We start from the raw sequence: 17,757 nt of genomic DNA, 5'->3' as shown, positions 1-17,757 counted from the left end.
ATTAAAGCAGCATCTTCATGATTCAGGGCTTCTAGTACCGCTTTACGGAAGTCAAAAGTTCCTTAAGTGTAAGGTGTTTAAACACTTGTAAGCTCGTGACTTATTTCTGCCCGCCTGCACTAATACTTCTATCGTTTCCTCTTGTGTACTTTCCCTACTGCCGTGGAGTAGCCCACATTACATCAGTCAGCAATTCCGGTGGAGATGGTCTTGGTAGGGTTGAGGTATCCGGCGAAGTATTAGTTTCTGGTGGCAGTTGTAACTCAATACGCAGCAATCTTGGCTCAGAATCCTCTTGAAGGACTTCTTGTTTCTCGCAATCTTCTTCCTCAGAAGAGCGATCGCTTTCATCAGTTTCATCAGTTGGTTGTCCAGCTTGTTCCCCAGGTTTCTGGCAATGGCTAACCAAATCGTCGGTTTGGCTATCTCTGTATTGTGATTGCTCATCTTGTTGCTCAAATAGTTGGGTCGCAACCTTCCTGGCATTACTGAGAGAATTATCAGTGGTATCCGTGTTACCCCCTGTATTTCCATCAGTAAGATTACTACCACCATCACCTGGAATATTGCCAGCCATGTCGCCACCAACACCACCATTACCTGGAATATTGCCACCACCGCCAGTACCACCGCCGCCAGTACCGTCACCATCACCAGGACTACCACTATCAGGAAGAACGCCAAATACTTGGTCTTGAAAAGATAAGACTACAGACGCATTGCCAGTGATTGTAATGATCGCTCCAGCCGTACCACTAATATTATCGGGAAGACTAAGTGGTTCGTAGGTTTCATTTCTATCAAGCGCAAAGGGTACATCTGGAATAAAGTCATCAGTATCGAAAAGCGGATCACTAGCGGGTACGAACGGTTCACCGTCCCCAAGAAAGACGTTAGGACCCACTAAAAAAGGCGCATCTCCACCTTGAATACTAATTGGATCTGTATCACTTCCAGATGCACCGTTGTGTCGAATAGTAATTGAACCTCCAGTGCGAACTTCAAGGCTGACTGGCAGTGGAGTTGGTCTGTATATGAAAAAAGAATTATTATCTAGTTCCTCTAATAAAGATGCCTCATCAGGAAGCCCAGTCTTGTCAAGCAGGAATTGTAGTAAATCGGGATTGTCTTGAAGCTGGGTAGGAGTTACAAGTTGTGGTTGTCCTAGAAATGAGCTTTCAAACACACCTGTCGCTTGGAAAAGACCAGAGGCTGTGATGTCAATAGTACGACCAGCCGTAATAGTTTCCACCACAATATTTCCTTCTGTGGAGGTCAAAGTCACAGAGTTGTTATTAAGAGCATATGCATCAATCTTTCCTCCAGTGATGCTAGCTCCAGTAATTTCTACATTCCCTCCATTCGTCTCAATATCTTGAAATTCAACATCACCTACAGCAGAGATAGATACAATCCCTCCATAGGTTCCATCGCCAGAGGTGTTGATATTTCCTACTGTGATGCTACCTGGTGATGACGGTTCTCCCGTAGATGTGAAATCGGTTCCCAAATTAGGTACATCTAGCTGAGGCGTATTTGGAAGATTGTCGAGTTCAGTAACACCTGCTCGCAAAATTAAAGCTGGACTACTTGCCAAAATGGGAATATCTGGATCTGTCGCCACTGTTGGTGTAGTCGGATCATCACCAAACAGGGCAGTATTCGCTCCTGTAATGGTAATATTTCCTCCAGTAAGGCTTCCTTGCGCTTCAACTTTAAGGGCTACCCCCTCGTAATCACCAAAGCTGACATCTCCCTGAGAACTGATAATACCCATTGAACCAGCCGCCGTGAACTCAAAGTTGGCAGGGACACTAGATAAGTTGAGAGCAGAAAAATTACCCCCAGTAGTAAAGTTACTATTTGCCGTAATCACACCATCACTAATCAGGCTTAAGTTACCGCCACTTTGAAACCATTGCTCAGAAGTCTCAATATCGATGCCATTATTACCTTGTATTAATAAATCTCCCTCAGCTTGAGCTACAAAGATTTCTGATTGAGTACTCTCGACTTGCACTGTATCTTGTGCCAACAACTCTATGTTGTTGCTTGAAACAAGTTGGCTATTACCAAGTACTAAATCCCCCTGCGCCTGTAGATTCAAGTTTTCTCCAACAAACTCGGTACTAGACCCAATAATTGTGCCTGTTTGGGCATCTGACTCTAAATTAGAGCTAGTTACTTCTACCGTACCGTCTGTATTGACTGTCAGTGCCTCGGTAGAAGAGCTATATAGTATTACTGTGTCATTACCACTAACAACAATTCCTTGAGTATCATCTGTTTCATTGCCAGTTAGTAGTTCGGGTAAAGAGAGAATCGGTAAAGTCCAGTCGTTAGGTTGAGTACCTGCCCCAAGTGGCTCAATCTCCAAACTCAGCACTTGTCCTTCCTGAGTAATCCTCACGAGGTTTTCGTTCGGAACAGCTGTTATCGTAATTTGACCATTAGGCGTTGAGAGATCTCCTGTGTTGAGGATAGTGCCGCCTAGTAAAGTTAAGTTTCCCTGCTCTACATTCAGGTTTCCAAGATTAACAATTAAACCTGATTCACTCCCTGGCTCACTAACTGTGAAGGCGAACCCTGTGGGACTACCTACTAGTGAGGTATAGTCATTTGTTCCTTGGGCACTAAACCAGTTATCACCAAAACTAATCCCTGTCGCAGTAGTAGCTGTAAAGGAGGCTGGTACATTCAGACTTGCCCCACGACCAAAAACTATCCCAGCAGGATTCATCAAAAATAGATTAGAGTTGCCGTTTGTGACTTGGATTAAGCCGTCAATCACAGAAGGATTGCCACCAACGACTCGACTGAGGATATTTTGAATAGTTGAATTAGAGATAAAGTTCGCAATCTGGTCTGAATTAAGACCAAACTGCTGAAAGCTGTGGAACAAATTTGCTCCTGATTGGGTGCCGCCTGTGATGTCAAATTGGTTGCCGCTGACGTTGACTAGAGTGCCAATCCCATCAGCCTCTGGAACAATGGGTTGTGCCTGTACTGGCTGGGAAGCGATCGCAATAAACAAAGCCGTCCCTAAGGGAATCGTCTGGAGAACTCGTGTGAGTAGTCTACTATTGCTTTTTGTAGATCGTTCCATACACTCTCCTTCAACAATATTTAATGGTAAAACAAGCTTTAATATGCTTGTATTTTTTTAATCTTAATTAAAGCTTTAAAAATGATACAGATTACCAATAAAGTAGTCATCGCATCCCGATTTGACTAGTAGTACAAACTTACAAGGTTCAATCCGGAAACTATAGAAAATTTATTTAACTTATATCTAAAAAAACAACACCCTTACAAAGGGAACTAAGACAGTTCTAGAAAATTGTATCTCAAGGATGTTTATTAGATAGCTCACTCAATGGGAGGAAGAGCAACAACCCAATTTAACTGTAGGTTGAGAAAAATCGGGTAAAGGTTGTGACGCTGTAGCGATGAGCGCCTATCAAAGAATTTTGTAACTCACCGCCCGATTTGAAGAAAGCCGCTATCTGTTTGATTGAAAAGAAATGAAAACACAGCTTGACAAGCGCACGTTAGTTGCAGCCGCTGTTACTCTTGTATGCTGGGCTTCAGCGTTTGCTGGTATTCGCGCCAGTTTATCAGCTTATACGCCGGGACAAATTGCTCTCATGCGGTTCTTGGTTGCCTCAGTTGTGCTTGCTGTGTACGCTGTAATTACTCGGATGCCTTTGCCCAAGAAACAAGACTTGGGTGCGATCGCGATTATTGGATTTTTGGGAATTACCGCCTATCACCTACTACTGAACTATGGGCAACTCACGGTAACAGCAGGTGCAGCAAGTTTGCTAGTGAACACAACTCCTGTATTTACAGCACTTCTTGCGATCGCTTTTTTGGGAGAACGGCTGAGTTTTCGGCGGTGGATTGGAATTGCTGTAAGTTTTACTGGAGCCGTAGTGATTACAGGGGGAGAAGCTAAGGGATTTAGCTTGGACTTTGGGGCTTTGCTTATTCTGCTCTCGGCTGTGTCTAATAGTGGTTGGATGATTCTACAAAAACCTTATCTCAAAAAGTACAGCCCTCTCCAACTCACCACCTATAGCATTTGGGCAGGAACACTATTCTTGACACCTTTCCTCCCCAGCTTGCTGCAAGCCTTACCGACAGCTCCCATTAATGCAACGATTGCCGTAATCTACTTAGGAGTGTTTCCTAGTGCGATCGCTTATGCGACTTGGGCTTATGTCCTGGCACAGATTCCTGCTTCCCGTGCTGCAACACTAATCTATGTGGTGCCAGTGTTAGCGATTTTCATTGCTTGGGTTTGGCTGGCTGAGGTGCCAACCCTGATTTCGCTAATTGGTGGCGCTATAGTTCTCTCAGGAGTTGTGCTAGTCAATACTGGCAGACGTGCTGAAAAACCGACCTAATTTTCTTTTCTCTCTCTTGCCCAACGCGATTGCAAGGGATGCAATGCATTGTCATTGCATCTCTACAAATCACCCGTGCTGACATCCCATAGTCTCACCGTTTGGTTAGCACTACTACTAACAAGTGTTTTACGGTTTTATTGAGGTGAACCAGAAGTACCAGATTGAGACTGGCTTTCACTTTGTTCTGGTGACGCCTGATTTGCCGTGTTCGGTTGTGTTGTTGTAGAAGTGCCAGTGGTAATCTGGTTTTCGGTTTCGGTGGGCGAGGCTTGATTCGTTGTAGAAGTGCTACTGGGAGCCGAGTTTTGAGGCAGCGTTGGTGAAGCTTGAGGTGCTGCGTTCTGCTGTGTAGCACTAGGTGGTGCGACTTCAGGCGTTGTATTTTGTTGAGCTGGGCTTTGCTGTTGTTCAGGAGTTGGAATAGTTATTTGGATATCAGGCTGGGTTTCTTGAGGTGCTGCTGGTGGTTCCTGGTTAATAACCGGAACTTCTTGAGTTCTTTCAATAATGGTTGTTTCTCGGATCGGTTCTTGAGGCGCACTGGGTGCAGGCACAAGTACAGGTGTTTGTGAATCTTGTTGCTGGTTTAGAAAGAACAGGCTACCAACAACCAAACCTACCAGAGAGGTGAGAGCAATGCCTATTACTAAACCACGCGCCGCTGTTTTTTCATCCCGCTCTTCCTGGCGTTGTTGTTCAAGGCTACGCTCGGAAGCACGACCGGACGTAGCCATCTCTATAGGAGGATACAGCACCAGGAGTAGGCGCTTTAACGTTCGTGTTGAGATTTTGTCCAGTTTTGGGATGGCTACTGGGATTGTTGGTTGTACGATTTTGTAGGTTGTCCATTTTGATTCCTAAAAAGTTATTAACTAGCTATTGAAGATTAATTGTTAGAGACTTCCTGATCATTGAAACCAAGATTTAATCAAAGGTGATGCACTTTTTTTAACAGTAGAAGAACTTTAAATTACTAACTTATTGGATTTATCAAAGTAGCTTAGAGTATCTAATTGAAGTGGGTTTCGCTGACCTTATTGAGTAGCTAAAAAACTTGACTGCTGGTTAGCGCCTATTACTTTTCTAATACTTTAAGACTGGCTAGTAATAGGTGCCGGAGCTATATTTACGGGTACCGTTGACGGTTGATTTTGATGCGTCAGTAAAAATATAGCTCCGCCTAGCAGTCCAGCAAGTGCAGTAATTGCAATGCCTAGCAGCAAGCCACTAGCCGCATTATTGTTGTCGCGGATGCTCTGATCAACACGCATTTCTTCCTGACTTTGATGTTCTTGTTCCATACCATGCAAATAACCATCACGGTAAGCAAGTTTATTAAGTCTGTCTACACGCTCATTAGTAGTTTTAACCATCTGTTTTTTATCGGTATTCATCTGATTAGACCTTGTTTCAATGGAACGCTAATACAGGTCAGGACGCAGATGTTTCGCTTAAATCTGTGAGTAAACTGATTTTTCAATCCTCTTTAATAATTAGCTTGAGTCTTATGTCCTGTATAGCTAAAGATATCCGCTTTAAGAAGATGAACCGCTCTATCTAGAAAAAGATTCTTCCCTACACCGAAAGATTGAGGTTATTGATGACTCTCTTAGAAGCGAGAAGTAGGAAGTAGATAAAACGCTTTTATTCATAGTTATTGACAAGCTTATAGAGAGTCTGGTCTTAAAAGAAGTTACCCTTGATTCAAGACCTTAATTTAATCTCTTCAATTTTCGGATGTTACTAGTTCTCGCCTAAAGTCTATGCTTGAGGCGAACTGTGGCTTAAAAAGCGATCGCGAAGTGAAGCATCTTCCTTGGTATTGCTCGTTTCAGGACTCACTCTTTTTCCCTGGCTCTAGTAACCTATGAAAATTACCCTGAAGCGGTTATGGCAATTCACAAATTATTCACAACTTAGTGAGTATTATGCTGTTATTAGCTTAGAAGTTCAACGCGCCCTCTGTAGTTGTCACCAAGAGGGTGCTTTTTTGTGTATCAAGACTCCCTGTAACATGGGCTACTACTTTACAAGCGCATTCGCTTTGTTGAAGATGTCGCGAGTACTGGGTATAGCTTAGGAGTTATCGTAGAGCAGGTAATCGCTGCTGCGCCTCCCCCAATAGAAGTAGATCAGTGCAAGACTAAACGGTAGCGTTGGCCCATACCGAGTTGCATTCAAAGATAGTAGACCCAGCAATGGGGAGATAGGGAGAAAGAGAAAGTACTACGTTTGACCGCAGCTTGGTATCAGGACGTGTTGATTAGCGTCACTATTAAGGTAAGGGGAAATGGGTGAGCCAGAAAAAATACTGTCCCATCATGAGAGAAAATTGTGAAAATTCCTGGCAATACTAAGTGTGTGAAGAGCGCCAATAGCTATCAGTCAAAAGCATACTAAAAAACCCAGCTGTTGATCTGCTGGGCTTTGTTTTGAAGAAGTGGTAAGCGATCACCACCCATTCACAAATTATTCACACTGAGTCAATACGCTTTTATTTGTATAGGCACTGCCGTAAATACTCTCTCAAGAAAAGGTTTGGGAGGGTATTTTTCTATTATCCTGTAGTCTGCGACATTATCTTCAGGCCGTGAGACTTAGAGAATTGCTCTACCGCGCTTGTATAGCAAAAGGCAGAGGGCAGAAGGGATGCATATTGACGGGTCCTGGTTTCAGTATGAGAGCGAGAGCCTAATCGCCTTGGCGACTGCTATGTTAAAGCGTTCCCCTACGTGTGAGTAGTCCCTCGACTGAATCTAATCCGGTAGGAAATATTTATACCCCAGTTCACAAATTATTCACACTACATCATTAAGCTCTAAGGATGAGTGTAGAAGCCAGCCCTCTTTACTGCCTCAAGAGGGCTTTTTTTTTATAGAAATCTCTAATTCTAGAACACCTATTGTCGCCGCTTCTCCCTGAGGAGAAATCCTTAACGCAGCAGTGCTCTCCAAGTCGCAGAACCCACAACTCCATCAGGTTCAAGCTGGAAGTTCTGTTGAGCGGCGATCACAGCAGATTGAGTTGCTGTTCCAAAGACACCATCGATGGTTCCTCCTAAAAAGCCTAGAGCTTTCAACCGCTGTTGTAGCTGGACTACAGCTGGTCCTTGCATACCCTCCCGGAGAATTGGCAAAGTAACATTCGTTGCAATGGGTGCTGGGATTTGTCCTACTTGGCTAACCTGCCCCGTTGTAGGTATCGTGCTGGGGCGGGTATTTGTTGTTTGGAGGGATGAGGGAACTGGAAACCCAGAGGCTGGCGTAGTTGAAGAGGATGTTGCAGGAGTCTGCTGTACTGAAGAGATACTGGGAAATAAACGGCTCCAAGTCGCTGGTCCTGCGATGCCATCGGCATTTAAGCCAGCGGCTTGTTGGAAGTAAGAAACAGCGCTTACCGTACTTTCTCGATAGACACCATCAACGGTATCGGTGTAATAGCCTAAAAGCTTGAGAGCAGCTTGAAGTTCAGACACAGCCGCCCCTTCACTACCGAGTTGGAGAGTTGGGCGATTGACAGTAGTTGCAGGTGTGGCTTGCGCCACCATTGGGATAACTGAATTGATTTCAACAGCAACAGTTGGTTTTCCAAAGTTGAGCGCAAGCAAACAGAAAACCCCCCCCTGGACGACACAGCTAGCATTAGTGATACCTAGCACTAGGCTTTTACCCATTGCCGCCAATCCTCTACCTCACTCCAAAACGATTCTCTCACTTGCTGCGGTCATCCTGATCAGATGGCAGAAGTTTGACCTATTCTATACCAGCTTTTGTTTTACTCATCAGAGTTTCCCTAAGGCGATCGCTACAAGTTCCCTCAGTTCCTACATCATCAAGCAAATCTAGGGCAGCATCCAACGCCACAATCCCGGATAAAGGGAATGAATCCCCTTTCATAGCAGTTAAACGGTCAGCTATCAGCCATCAGCTTATTGATTGCCTCAGCGGGTCCAACTACAGAGACATACGGTTCAAGGAAGTAGAGTCTAGCAACAGCTTGAGCCATTTCAGGAGTAACGTTAGCAACATCTTGCTGAAACCGAGTATCAAACTCAATCCCTAAACCTAATGTCTCGTACCAACCATACGTTTGGGCAAGCTGTGCATTAGTTTGCTTACCTAAAGCGTATTGACCAAGCAGCTTATTTTTCGCAGTTTGCAGTTCATCAGGACTTAGTGGGGTAGAGCAAAGACGTTCTACCTCAGTGCTTAGACCAACAAGAGCCGTTTCTGTATTTTCCGGTGCTGTACCCATGTAGACAACGAATGTAGAAGCCGACTGGCGCGTTGGGTAAAAGGCTGAGACATCGTAGGCTAAACCTCTTTTCTCTCGTAGTTCAACAAACAAACGGCTGGAAAGACCGTTACCCAGGTAAGTATTCAGCAGTTTCAGTGCAGCATAGTCTTGATCTTGTACAGGGGAAGCGAGATAACCCAACATCACGATTGACTGCTGCGTTTCTTGCGGTGTCACGACTTGGCTGGGTTGGGACACAATTGAGGGTAAGGGTTGAATTGGCAAAGGGGTTGCGGGAGATTGCCAATCCCCAAATACTTGCTTAACCTGTTCGACTGCCTGTTCTGGTGTTACACGACCAGCGATGCTAATCACCATGTTGTCAGGTCGGAAATAGGTCTGATGATGTAACTCCAAGTCAGCACGATTCAGACGAGAGGCGGTGGCTTCTGTGCCTAGAATTGAAACAGCATAGGGATGGTCTTGATACATGACCTGCCGCAACTGTTCAAAGGCGATACTAAAGGGTTGTTCTTTTTGAGAACGAATATCCTGAAGTGTGAGATGCCTTTCTAGTTCTACCTCAGCTTCTGGGAAACTAGGCGATCGCAACATCTGTCCGGCTAGCTGCAATATCTCAGACCAATCAGCAGAAACGGTCTTCAGAGATAGTAAAAAATAATCGGTAGACGCATCAGCGCTGAGATTTGCCCCCACTGACTCAATTCGTTCGGCGATTTCCAAGGATGAAAGCTGCGCGGTTCCTTTGGTAATTACAGTTGAGAGTAGATGAGATAGTCCTGCTTTTTCCCTTGGCTCCCACTGACTACCCGCTCGAATAAATAGGCGACTCGCAATAATATCTGCTGCTGAATTTTCGACAACAATTACAACAATGCCATTATCTAAAACTGTACGATGGATTATCTGCTGTGGCAAAGCGGTCACATTTTGAGGCATGAGTTGTTAATCGTTATGAGTTAAAAATCAACAGTTGAGCAAAGTCTAGGCGTTGTGAGCCAGAAGCCACTAATTAGAACGTCTGCGAGGGACGCTCTTGAGTACCGGAGTTCAAAGATTTTTCAATAGATCACTCTTTACTGATAACGCATAATGCTTCACTATTCCCCAACCATTGGTTTAACGACAGTAACGGCGTAGTGCCCAGGGGAAAGATATTGCTGCGCTAAGTGCATCAAGTCTGACGATTTGAGTCTTTGAATTTGATGCGGATAAGTGACGGCTACTTCTGCAGTCGCAATCGTGTTGTAGTACCCATACAAACCAGCAAGCTGACCTGCGGCTTCTGTAGAAAAGGTATAGTCATTACACAACTGACGTTGACATCGGCTGAGTTCTGCTTGTGAGACTGGTGTATTCTGCAATTGCAATAAGCGATCGCAAATTAATTCTTCTACTTGTTCCAAATACTGTGGCTCTAAGCACGCGCTGATTGTAAATAAACTTGAATCTCGCTGTAGAGAGAAACTGCTACTAATATTTTGCACCAATTGCTGCTCTTCCCGTAACTCGCGCACCAATCGAGAAGACCGTCCATCCGCTAGCAGCACCGAGAGTAAATCTAAGCCGTAAGCATCCCGTAATTGCTCTACTCCAGGCCCAATCCAAGCCATTAATAGACGTGCTTGCTCCAATCTAGGTAAATATAGCTCTTGGCGACGGATTTCTGTGAGCGGCGGTTCTGCCTCTACCTCAAACTTGGGACATTCAACAGGGAGAGGAAAGTCTTGAAAGGATTGGTTTACTAAATTCAAGGCGGATTCTCGATCAACCCCACCAACAACAACCACTGTCATATTTTCCGGCTGGTAGTGAGTCGCATGAAAGTGCCGCATCTGCTGAGGTGTTTGCGCTAGCAAGTGTTCTTCTGTTCCTAGGATTGAACGTCCGTAAGGGTGGCACTGGTAAACACTCTCACCTAAAGCTTGAAAGCCTATCCAATCGGGATTATCGTAACAGGAACGAATTTCTTCTAGTACAACATCCCGCTCCCGCTCAAATTCTTCATCGGGGATTGAAGCGTGTAAGAGCAAGTCGGCCAGGGGAGGCAGGGTATCTTCTAAATACTGAGCCGCTGTAGTAATAAAAAAGTGAGCGTAATCGTGGCTAGTTGCTGCATTTGAGACTCCGCCGCGACTTTCAATTACCCAATCAAAGACTCCTGTTGGTAGTCGTTCAGTGCCTTTGAAAATCATGTGTTCTAAGAAATGAGCCATTCCCGACCATTCATCAGGTTCTGCGGTCGCACCTGCACGCACCCAAACATCCACTACCACCACGGGGGTTGCAGGTACGTGTTGATGAATTACGGTCAAGCCATTGCTCAGTCTGAAGATATCAGCAGGAAACTTTAAAGCAGTCAGCGGCTCAGTTAACAACTTTTTTTATCTCAATCGTTGAGTGATTTTCAATAAGTTTATAGCAACGCTTCAGCAATCGAAAGATGAATGTTTTGGTCTACAGATAAAAGCCTCATTTCTATGTAAAAATCCCCCAGCCTTCAAGACAGGAGGATTCAACATTTACAGATTCCCCATGACGCCGTCTTACCTCAGTTTATGACCTGGAGAACCAGGTGGGCACCATTAGACCCTCGTTTGAAGTTTCCGGGTACAAGCCCGGTCTACTGTCACAAGAGCGCTAGATTCCCTTTTAAGAACAGACATAGATCAAAAAACAGTATTGGCAGTCACCAACGCCTCAGTAGAACCTGTATACCCATTGTAGCTATTTATCTACAGATGACCACTCGGTTGAATAAAGGTGGCACGCCTCTAGCTTCCCTTGCCTCCTATTCCATCATGCCTGTTCGGGTCTTTCTTCTGCTTCTTCGCCCCATCAGATTCTTTTTTGGGCTTCTTAGCTTCTCGACCGCCCTTTTCCTTTGCCATAAAATCATTCCCCAATAGAGGTTCCCTTCATTCTGAACCAATCTAATGATTTGAGGAGCAAATCTCTAACAATTAGGTATTGAGTCAAGTTCACCACATCTGTTGACTGGCTGGTGGGGAGCAGGTAAGTTTCACTGTTAACTGCCCGTAAGCGCCCGAATTAATCCGGGCAAAGGATAGTCAGTGTTGAAGAAGAAGGAAGCAACCCGCCTTTGGTCTGTAGCTATTTTTTGAGAAGGCTAACGCGATCGCTTTTTGTCCAACATCACAATGCACAAACGCGCTCAACGGTAAGCTAGAATTGGAATATTAAGAAATCTTGAGCGGAGCGTTTTACCTCTGCCATCCATTCCCAGACGCCTCTATGACTCTTCCCATTCGCAACGTCGCTATTATCGCCCACGTCGATCACGGCAAAACTACTCTTGTTGATGCCCTCCTCAAACAATCCGGCATCTTCCGCGAAGGGGAAGACGTTCCAGATTGCGTTATGGACTCTAATGATTTGGAGCGGGAGCGGGGAATCACAATTCTTTCCAAGAATACTGCTGTTCGCTACAAAGAAACATTAATTAATATTGTTGACACGCCCGGTCACGCTGACTTCGGTGGAGAAGTCGAGCGAGTGTTAGGGATGGTGGATGGCTGCATCCTGATTGTCGATGCGAATGAAGGCCCAATGCCCCAAACTCGGTTCGTGTTGAAGAAAGCCTTAGAGAAAGGACTGCGCCCGATTGTCGTTGTCAACAAAATTGACCGTCCCCAAGCCGACCCTTTTGGCGCAATTGATAAAGTCCTCGACCTATTCCTGGAACTCGGTGCAGATGATGACCAGTGCGAGTTTCCTTATCTGTTTGCCTCTGGTTTAGAAGGCTATGCAAAAGAAGATTTGGATGCCGAAGGCGTTGATATGCAACCGATGTTTGAAGCAATTCTACGCCATGTTCCACCACCAGTCGGAGACCCATTTAAGTCCCTGCAATTACAAGTGACGACCCTTGACTATTCTGAGTACGTGGGTCGGATTGTAATTGGCAAAATCCACAACGGCACCATCAAAAGCGGTCAGCAAGCGGCTCTAGTGACAGAGACAGGTGCTATTGTCAAGGCAAAAATCACGAAACTGATGGGTTTTGATGGGCTAAAGCGCGTTGACATGGAAGAAGCGTCAGCAGGTAACATCGTTGCTGTTGCAGGGTTTGCGAATGCCAACATTGGTGAGACGATTACGTGCCCTAATGAACCGCAAGCGTTGCCGTTGATTAAGGTCGATGAGCCAACGTTGCAGATGACCTTCTCTGTAAATGATTCGCCGTTTGCAGGTCAGGAAGGTGATTTTGTCACTTCACGGCAAATACGCGATCGCTTAATGCGAGAATTGGAAACCAACGTTGCCTTGCGTGTTGAAGAAACCGACTCTCCCGATAAATTCCTCGTTTCGGGTCGGGGTGAACTTCACCTGGGTATCTTGATCGAAACAATGCGTCGCCAAGGCTATGAGTTTCAGGTTTCTCAGCCACAAGTTATCTACCGGGAAGTCAACGGTCAACCCTGTGAACCTTTTGAATGCCTAGTGCTGGATGTTCCTGAAGTGGCTGTCGGTGGCTGTATCGAACGGCTAGGTCAACGCAAGGGCGAAATGCAAGATATGCAAGTTGGTGGCAATGGTCGCACCCAGTTGGAGTTTGTGATTCCGGCGCGTGGCTTAATTGGCTTCCGAGGTGAATTCATGCGCCTGACTCGTGGGGAAGGCATCATGAACCACAGCTTCCTTGACTATCGTCCTCTTTCGGGTGATGTAGAAACGCGCCGCAATGGTGTTTTGATTGCCTTTGAGGAAGGGGTTTCGACCTTCTACGCGATGAAGAACGCGGAAGACCGGGGTGTCTTCTTTATTACTCCTAGTACTAAGGTGTACAAGGGGATGATTATCGGAGAACACAACCGCGCCCAAGACCTCGAACTCAATGTCTGCAAAACCAAGCAGTTGACTAACCACCGTTCAGCGACAGGTGATGAACTTGTGCAGTTGCAAACACCAGTGGACATGAGCTTGGAACGTGCGTTGGAGTATATTGGGTCAGATGAATTGGTGGAAGTAACACCTCAATCGGTTCGCTTGCGGAAAGTGACGAAGAAGCTGGCAAAGCGATAAATCCCTTTGCCCAGGTAGCTCTGTGTTACTGGTGGTAAAGTTATAGCGACTGACGGGGTAGCTACCTCGTCAGTTTTTAATTTTTGGTGGGTAGCGGTAGTGTGACCAATAAAGTATAGCAATCAGCAGTCAGCTTTCAGCGCTCAGCTTTGGGTCAAATCGCCTCTAGCTAAGGAACGCTCTTCTCCCGTTAATCTCCTAACATTCGTGGCTACTGCTATATGAACGAGAGCAAGCAGTAATTCTTGAATGTGAAACTTTAAGGCACATTAGCTTACAAGCCATTGCCAATCAAAATGAAGGGTGCCCAGTAGTAGGGATGACTGAGGCGATTACTGACAGCAGAAGGCAAACTAGCCTCCGTTTGTCCGATTACTCCCAGCCCCCGACCTTCGCCTAAAGCTTTATATTCACCTGTGATCAGGGCAATTTGGGCTTGCCGTAAAGCTGAAGCTTTTGTCATTTTGCCTGTCTGCAACGCCCCATAGAAGGCATTCATCAAGCCTTGAGTTCCGCCATCACTGACATACCACAACGAGGCAATTGCTGCTTCTGCTCCTGTACGCTGTATCTGATAGCCAAAGCCCAAAATTTCCTCTCCGCTTCCTAATTCCCCACTCGCTGCCGTGCGACAGGCACTCAAGACAACCAAATCTACACCCGGCAACTTCCACTCATCAATTTCTGGCAGCGTCACCCGTTCCCCACTGCCAAACAGGATGAACGACTCTTGCGGTAACCCGGAGACGAACTCAGCATGAGTTGCCAGATGTATGATGGAATGTTCGCCTAGGCGTGGTTCAACGTTGTTACGGTTGAAGTCTTTGTTGAAGAATGCTGTTGTGTTTGGAATGTCCTTAGCAATGGTTTCGACCTCAACTCCAGCAAAAGCCAAGCCATTAAAACTAAACTGGTTTTCTCCAATCTGGAACTGGTAATTGAGTTGTGGATCGCTATAGGCAGCCGCAAGGATTTGCAGGGGGCGATCGCGTTTCCCATTAAAATTAGTTAATGAGGTAGCCGTGATGTGGTTGACGGTAAAGCGTTGGGCAAGCCACTGCTTACCATCATGTAAAGCTGCTAAGGGAATGTAACGCAGTTGTTTGTCAGCAGCATAAAGGATGGTTTTGACTTGTGCTTGTTCGAGTTCCGCTTCAAGAGGTTGGATGAGCCACTGGTAGAGCTGTTGAGCATTTGCAATGGGATTGCTCGATGGCGAGGTGATGTCAGAACGGAAGTTTGCGATCGCTTCATTCAACTTCACCCGATCCACGGCTACAGTCTTCCGCACCAGACTGCTAGGCGTGACTAGCACTAATTCCACTCGGTCTTCGAGAATCAGAGGATAGAGTAATGCTGCATTATCGAGGAATTGCAGATTGTCTTGTAGCCGCGATAGTTGCTCTGGATTGAGGTTCTGTCCTCTTGCGGTGCGTTGCAGTTGCCCCACTAATGCAGTCACATCTGGATTCTTGACAAAATTAACAAACGGCGAATCCGGGTTTTGCACAATCCATTGCTTGTACAGTTGGATAATTTGCTGTTCCGGTTGCCAGAAGTCCAGTCCTTGAGCAGTCTGTTCGTTGCCACGCACATCACGGAGGTAGTCTTCAAGTTCTTGGAGTTTGAGCAAGTCGAGGACTTCTTGAGCTTCCAGTACCCGATCTTGTTGAAGGAGGAGTTCGGCAAGCTGGCGATAGGTATCAGCGACAGTTTGAGCATAGGACTGCTGAAGTTCTTCAGAGAGTGGGCGAAGGTTATCCCGAATACTTTCCCTGACATTCACCGCTTGCTTGTAGAAGACAATCGCTAATTCTGGCTGGTTTTGTTTGACTAGCAGTTCACCAAGATTGCTAAGAACACGTCCTTCACCTTCGCGATCACCAATGTTCTGTTTAATAGTAAGAGACTGCTGATAGAATGCGATCGCTTTGTCATACTGCCCTTGAGAAAGGTGAGCTTCCCCTAAATTATTCAATGCACTCGCTTCTCCACCTCGATTGGAAATTTCCTGAAAGATTGCTAGTGCTTGCTGATGAGACTCAATTGCCTTTTGGTATTGCTTCAAAGACTGATAAGCACTGCCCAAGTTGTTCAAGGTGATCGCTGTTTCGTTACGATTCTTTTCATCCCAACGAAGCATTTCTAGAGCTTGCTGATGGAATTTGATTGCAGTTTGGTGTTGTTCTAACGCTTGATAAGTTATTCCCAGATTATCTAGGGCAACAACTTCCTCAACAACATCATCCCACCTATTAGAGCGCTGCTGAGCGATTGCTAGTGCTTGTCGATGCAAGTCAATTGCCTGTTGGTACTGCCCTAAATCGCGATATACAGTACCAAGCTTGTTCATGGTAACACTCCTAGAGTCTTTGCTGAACGGGTTGTTAGGAGCCTTGAGAACCTGTTGATACGCTTGAAGGGCTTCAGCGTACTGTCCCATATGGTGATATGCAATCCCTATCTCACTTAAAATATTTATATTTTTCCTAGTATTACTACTTACATCCTCAGTCTTATAGATTTCGATCGCTCCCTGATAGGATTCAACAGCTTTTTGATAAGGACCAACAAGTAGATAAAGATCGCCTAGTTTCAATAAAGGATAAATTTCTGCTCTACCAGTATTAATGGTACGAGCAAGAGTCAGCGCTTGCTGATAAAGCTCAATCGCCTTAGGGTTGATATTCAAGCTGTCATCATAAATGCTGGCTAGACGATAAGTTGTGACAAATTCTCCCTCAGAACCACTAAGATTGCGAGAGACTGCCAAAGCTTGCTGATAATAGTCACTCTCTGCTTGCCCTTCTCCAAGCAAATAATAAACAACACTTAGATCAATTAGAGCTTCAACTTCAATATCTGGGTCTACATAAGGATTGATGATGGCCTTGATTTCTTGTCTGCGATCGCTACTTTTTCTACTAATCTCTTGTGCAATTGCCAATGCCTGCTGATACACCTTAAGAGCTTCTGGGTACTGCTGCTGTTGTCGATAAATTTCACCTATCCTTCTCAGCAATGCAAGCATCCTTTCGCGATCACTCACAGCACGAGTAACGGTCAACGCCTGCTCATAGGACTCCATCTCTTCCGAATACTGCCCTAGCCGATGGTAAGCACGACCTAGAGCAATCAGTACGTCGCTTTCGTCCATTCTGCCGAAATAACCCGATCTAAAATCCAAAACGTCCGCCCTGCGTATAGTGGCTAAGATTTGCTGATAAATCTCGATTTCTTTGGAGTGTTCGCCCAGAAATCTGTAAAGATTAGCAATTTTATTGAAAGTACTCGCTTCTTCCTCACGATTCTGAAGGGTACGATCAATGTCCAACTTCTGTTGATAAACCTCAATTGCCTCAGAGTATTGCCTCGACATCTCATACAACTTTGCAAGCAAAACTACTGTTTCTGCTTCTTCCTCATGATTGGCAGCAGCCCGAAAAATATTGATCGCTTGCCGATAGAACTCAACTGCTTTGGGATGTTGTTGATCCAGGTACTCGTTAGCTATCTCTCTGAGTAACTTACCAATCGTATTGAGGATGCTGATTTCTATGGTATGTAAGCTCAGTTCTCTGGCAATGACTAGAGACTGCTGATAATGTTCTAATGCTTGTGGGTACTGCTCTAGAGCGCGATAAGTCTTCCCAATATCGTATAGAGTTTTGCCTTCTTCATGGCGATTGCCGATTTCTCTGTAAATGACTAAGGCTTGCTGAAATATTGCCAATGCTTCTTGCAAGTGACCCTTATTAAATTGCTCAACGCCTGTTTGGAGCAAGCGATCACCTTCTTCTCGGTCTTGAAGAGTTTGTGCCTGTGCTGAGAGAATCTCAAAGTAACCTGTTTGTAATAGAGGAGATGTTAGCAACAGTAGTAAGGTAGTTGCGGCAAGGCTGAGAGTTCCGAGACGGTAGTGCATTGGCAATTTCCTAACTGGAGTAAAGCTTACTCGTTTAGCTATATCTCACAACAGAGGGAACTTATGCAAAAATTGAGGCGATCGCACTTTCGGATTTTGTCTCACCAAGTGCCTCGG

Annotated in this window: 11 protein-coding genes and 1 other RNA gene; 2 read left to right on the top strand and 10 right to left on the bottom strand. The window is 45.3% G+C overall.

The window, feature by feature from the left end:
- Window positions 1-154 precede the first annotated feature (154 nt).
- On the bottom strand, window positions 155-3,106 hold the full coding sequence (locus AC5JL3_RS00320; RefSeq protein ID WP_496072589.1) for a two-partner secretion domain-containing protein: 2,952 nt from the start codon (window positions 3,104-3,106) through the stop codon (window positions 155-157).
- Between the two features lie 418 nt (window positions 3,107-3,524).
- On the opposite strand from AC5JL3_RS00320, the gene AC5JL3_RS00315 reads away from it, so the two are divergent.
- Entirely contained in the window at window positions 3,525-4,409 is an 885-nt protein-coding gene (locus AC5JL3_RS00315; protein ID WP_496072588.1) for a DMT family transporter, read from the top strand.
- Window positions 4,410-4,546: 137 nt separating this feature from the next.
- Here AC5JL3_RS00315 and AC5JL3_RS00310 read toward each other — a convergent pair whose 3' ends face one another.
- The 8 genes from AC5JL3_RS00310 to ssrS all read right to left on the bottom strand — a co-directional run bounded on the left by AC5JL3_RS00310 (window position 4,547) and on the right by ssrS (window position 11,379).
- Entirely contained in the window at window positions 4,547-5,146 is a 600-nt protein-coding gene (locus tag AC5JL3_RS00310; RefSeq protein ID WP_496072587.1) for a hypothetical protein, read from the bottom strand.
- Window positions 5,115-5,261 (bottom strand): hypothetical protein, encoded by a 147-nt coding sequence (locus AC5JL3_RS00305; protein WP_496072586.1) that lies wholly within the window; start codon window positions 5,259-5,261, stop codon window positions 5,115-5,117. The genes AC5JL3_RS00310 and AC5JL3_RS00305 overlap by 32 nt, the downstream gene beginning before the upstream one ends.
- Before the next feature lie 242 nt (window positions 5,262-5,503).
- On the bottom strand, window positions 5,504-5,785 hold the full coding sequence (locus AC5JL3_RS00300; protein WP_496072585.1) for a hypothetical protein: 282 nt from the start codon (window positions 5,783-5,785) through the stop codon (window positions 5,504-5,506).
- 1,559 nt (window positions 5,786-7,344) lie between these two features.
- Window positions 7,345-8,085 (bottom strand): peptidoglycan-binding domain-containing protein, encoded by a 741-nt coding sequence (locus AC5JL3_RS00295; protein ID WP_496072584.1) that lies wholly within the window; start codon window positions 8,083-8,085, stop codon window positions 7,345-7,347.
- Between the two features lie 79 nt (window positions 8,086-8,164).
- On the bottom strand, window positions 8,165-8,308 hold the full coding sequence (locus AC5JL3_RS00290) for a hypothetical protein (protein WP_192222416.1): 144 nt from the start codon (window positions 8,306-8,308) through the stop codon (window positions 8,165-8,167).
- Between the two features lie 13 nt (window positions 8,309-8,321).
- Window positions 8,322-9,608 carry a M16 family metallopeptidase gene (locus AC5JL3_RS00285; protein WP_496072583.1) on the bottom strand — a complete coding sequence of 429 codons (1,287 nt, stop codon included), beginning with the start codon at window positions 9,606-9,608 and terminating at the stop codon, window positions 8,322-8,324.
- A gap of 161 nt (window positions 9,609-9,769) precedes the next feature.
- Window positions 9,770-11,047 (bottom strand): M16 family metallopeptidase, encoded by a 1,278-nt coding sequence (locus AC5JL3_RS00280; RefSeq protein ID WP_496072582.1) that lies wholly within the window; start codon window positions 11,045-11,047, stop codon window positions 9,770-9,772.
- A 148-nt stretch (window positions 11,048-11,195) separates the two neighbouring features.
- Window positions 11,196-11,379: non-coding RNA, 6S RNA (ssrS, locus tag AC5JL3_RS00275), on the bottom strand.
- Window positions 11,380-11,924: 545 nt separating this feature from the next.
- On the opposite strand from ssrS, the gene typA reads away from it, so the two are divergent.
- Window positions 11,925-13,715, top strand: coding sequence for a translational GTPase TypA (gene typA / locus AC5JL3_RS00270; RefSeq protein WP_496072581.1), 1,791 nt, complete (start codon window positions 11,925-11,927; stop codon window positions 13,713-13,715).
- A gap of 274 nt (window positions 13,716-13,989) precedes the next feature.
- Here typA and AC5JL3_RS00265 read toward each other — a convergent pair whose 3' ends face one another.
- On the bottom strand, window positions 13,990-17,640 hold the full coding sequence (locus AC5JL3_RS00265; RefSeq protein WP_496072580.1) for a CHAT domain-containing protein: 3,651 nt from the start codon (window positions 17,638-17,640) through the stop codon (window positions 13,990-13,992).
- Between the last annotated feature and the right edge of the window lie 117 nt (window positions 17,641-17,757).

It is taken from the genome of Symplocastrum torsivum (assembly GCF_059505465.1).
Note: the sequence above shows the minus strand (reverse complement) of the source record. Positions and strands in the feature narration are given on the sequence as shown.